At 62.1% G+C, this 3,568-nt stretch carries 3 protein-coding genes; 2 read left to right on the top strand and 1 reads right to left on the bottom strand.

The genetic code is table 11. From position 1 onward, the window contains the following. The first annotated feature begins 265 nt into the window (after positions 1 to 265). Together G6022_RS14800 and G6022_RS14805 are read left to right on the top strand one after the other, a co-directional pair. A complete protein-coding gene (locus tag G6022_RS14800) occupies positions 266 to 2,026 on the top strand; it encodes a hypothetical protein (protein WP_179523835.1) in 1,761 nt (586 codons plus the stop codon). A gap of 246 nt (positions 2,027 to 2,272) precedes the next feature. Next, positions 2,273 to 3,034, top strand: a complete 762-nt coding sequence (locus tag G6022_RS14805) for a hypothetical protein (RefSeq protein WP_182639188.1) — start codon at positions 2,273 to 2,275, stop codon at positions 3,032 to 3,034. A 15-nt stretch (positions 3,035 to 3,049) separates the two neighbouring features. On the opposite strand, the gene G6022_RS14810 is transcribed toward G6022_RS14805, so the two are convergent. Then, on the bottom strand, positions 3,050 to 3,568 hold a 519-nt coding region (locus G6022_RS14810; RefSeq protein WP_182691869.1), incomplete at its 5' end, for a recombinase family protein.

Genomic DNA, 3,568 nt, shown 5'->3' on the forward strand with positions numbered 1-3,568 from the left:
GGCCGCTGACACTGGCCGCTGACACTGGCCGCTGACACATACCTGGGGCTGGCAATGACGTTCCGCCACAGCCGGCTGGACGGGCTCTCGAGTCGGCACCGGCAACCAGGTCTTATGACAAGCCGCACCGTCGAGGCTGCGCAGCGAGCGAACTTTCGCCCTCTCCCCCGTCGCGGCATCTGTTCGTCAACCTGCGTCGTAGTCGATTGGGATACTGGATCGGTGCCCTCGCGCGATGAAGTCTTGATGAGTACTTGGCGAATCCATGTCCACTGAACGCGTCCCCTGGTCTCGCCTCGACAGCGGCGAGTTCGAACACACCGTCGCGATGCTGGTGTGCGCCGACCACCCGCTGGGTCAGAAGTTCACACCTGGCCCGGACGGCGGCATCGATGTCTTTGTTCCCGACGGCGACAGCCAGCGCAAGGTGTTTCAAGTCAAGAACTTCCCCCTGAAGTTTGCCAACGCAGAGTTCCGACAAGTGAGGAAGTCGCTCAGGGCGGTCGCCGAAACGTCAAGGCAAGAGGGATGGGCGATCACCGAGTGGCACCTTGTGATCCCCCGCGATTCAAGCCCCGGATACCGCGCTCGAATCGAAGAGGAGGTCAAATCTCTGGGCATCCCGACGTGGTCATGGATGGGCCTGACACGGCTCGACATTTTCGCGGCACGCCACCCAGAGCTCATCGATTATTACCTCAAGGGGGGCAAGGACCGTCTCGCTGATCAACTCGCCGATCTCACCGCCATCATTCGCGGTGACACGACCCTTGGTAGCGGGACTCGTTTGCAACCTGCCGACGTCGGCGACCGAATCAGGATCTTGCAACGTGCAGCAAACAATGACCCTCACTACCGGTACCACTTCGGAACATCCGATTGCCCCCCGCACCAAGTAGATGAGCCCTGGCTGGTTGCTGTCGCAGCCGAGCAACACGGCCCCATGTGGCTCCACATCAAGGTGTATGCAAAGTTCGCTGCCGCCCTCAGCGAGCGTCCGATAACCACTACCGTGCAGGTCGACGTAACCGGCGACCCGGCACTCGCCGAGAGCTTCGAGCAGTTTCTCGATTTCGGAACCGATCTCACGATCCCCTCGTCTGCTGCGTCCGCAGAACTCAACCTCCCCGGCGGGCTCGGCGGCACTATTGACAGTGCTGAGATCCACTTCACCGCCATCACGGCCGAAGCGGGCGGTCCGGAACCCGCATCTAGCATCACCGTTGGAGTCCGAGACGCTACAGGTGATGTCGTCGCCGAACTGCGGTTGGAGCGGAAGAGCTTCACGTCAGGGGTGCGCGGCGGCCAGCGAACCGTATGGGCTGACCGGACCGACAAGGTGGAGCTTGCACTTAGGACCCGCTTCGAGCCTATCGAAGTCGAAGCAGACTTCCGTATGAACTGGGACGCCTATAGCCAATTGCCAGGCGACCTCATCGATGCCGTTTCATTCATGGATGCGGTCGATCGCGGAGTGTCAATCGGACTGAGTCCCAGCCACGGACCGCGCCGTTATAGCTGGACTGTTCCTTACCCTCACGACCGAAATTCGAATCTCCATCTAACGGCGCGGCTCGTACGAGCGTTGAACGTAATCCAGCAGCACTCCACGGATCTGCTTCGCATCCCGAGCGCCCTCTCCGCGGGAGAACTCCGACATGTCTTCGAAGCAGCAACCCTCCTGCAAGGCCAAGCGGCTAGCACCACCTGGTCACCGTTTGAATTCACCATCGATGCCACCGATCGCCCCACGCTCACTGCGGGGTCACGTATCAATGTCGCGGTTACGCAGAGACTCAACATCGAGTTGGACGGAGAAGAACACCACCTTGGCCAAGTCGCAGCGTTCCTTGATGCCGTCGTCGACTCCGTCGACGGCGACACTGTCGCGCTCAGCCCGGGAGACCCGGACGCCCGTGCCACTCGCGTTCTCGCGGAGGGCGAAGAGTACAGAGTCTGGGTGGCGGCGACCGACGCAGAGAGCAAACGTCCCGCGCCCGACGGCAACAGGGATGGGCCAACCTGAACACCCAAAGCCGAACGGCCGCGAAGGGCACTGGGGAGTGTGGCAACTCCCCCATGTCACCATGGGCCGTCAGCCTGGTGTCGCATTTGACGATCCCCTACCGCTCCTGCCTGGGGGTCAGGTCTTCCACTACGTCGGCCCCGGTCGCGTGGATGCATACACACGTCGTGCAGATGAGTCGCACAGAGCATGGCTTTGTACAGCAGCACCTTTTGCAGGTAATTCCCGGGCCCTGCCGTTCAAGCGATGACTGTCGTTGCTGACGGGTACGTTCCCTCCATGTACTCCATGGAGCCGGAGGCCGTTACCGCTGCCGTCGCAAGTCTCGCTGCCCCCGTCGTCCGAAATGGGGCGGCCACCGGTCGGCGAGAATGGAGCTGGGACTTCTGCATCAACTACTTCTCGGCTACCGACGACCCGACTGCCGAGATGGAAAAGAGTTGTCTCCAACTCGGCTACTACCTCGCCAGCTGGGGCATGCTTCGTGGCTCATCCTGGCTCTTCAAGAACGCCCACCCTCGGCACTACACCGCGACGATCGAAACGATCGCCCGCCACTCTCCCACAGTGCGTGACCTCGACCTCTCCGATTACACCGACACCCAGGCCCGTGCAGCTCTCATCTCGGCATACGCCGACATCAAGGGCGCCCTGCTCCCGGACGGCAACGAACACGCCACCGCGGTCACGAAGGTGATGCTCGGCGTGTGGGGAAACATCCCCGCATTTGACACCTACCTTCGAGCGGGCCTACGCAGCATCGTCTCTCCAGCCGAGCGTGCGGCATTCAACACCGTCAACGACCGTTCGCTGGAACTGCTCAACCGGATCTACCGGGAGAACCAAGGAGTGATTGACCAGCTCGCCAATTCTCACGGCACCGTGATCTTCTCAGACCACGCCGCCCCCTCCCGCTCGTACACCCGGGCGAAAGTGCTCGACGCAGCCGGCTTCACCCTCGGCGAGCAACTCCTCGCCGGACCTGACCGATCCGACGAGGCTCTGTAGGCACCTCGCTCGACCTCAGTGCTCCACGTCTGCGGATCCGGCTTCTACGCGCTGAAGCGCACGATAGAGCGTCGACCGCCCCACTCCGAGATCGCGGGCGATCGCTGACGGCCCCTCCCCCGCCTCGATGCGGGCGTGGGCCTTGTCGATCTGCTCAGAGGTCAGGACTCGTTTTCGTCCCTTGTACTTGCCTTTCGCTTTGGCAATGGCAATGCCCTCCGCCTGGCGTTCACGGATGATGGCCCGCTCGAACTCCGCAAACGCCCCGAGCAGCGACAGCATCAGGTCAGCTCGAGGATCCTGGGCACCAGCGGCGTAAGTGGCCCGCTCGTGGACGAACTCCACACTCGCACCCTTCGCGGTGATCTCTCCAACGATCTGCTTGAGATCAACCAACGAACGAGCGAGACGGTCCATCGACGCAACCACCAACTCGTCACCATCTCGCAAGTACCTGATGCACTCTTCGAGCTCCACTCGGTCCACGCGCGAGCGAGCGGACTGCTTCTCGACGTAGACGCGGTCGCACTCCCC

This window comes from Dietzia sp. Cai40 (genome assembly GCF_014145165.1).
GTDB lineage: Bacteria > Actinomycetota > Actinomycetes > Mycobacteriales > Mycobacteriaceae > Dietzia > Dietzia natronolimnaea.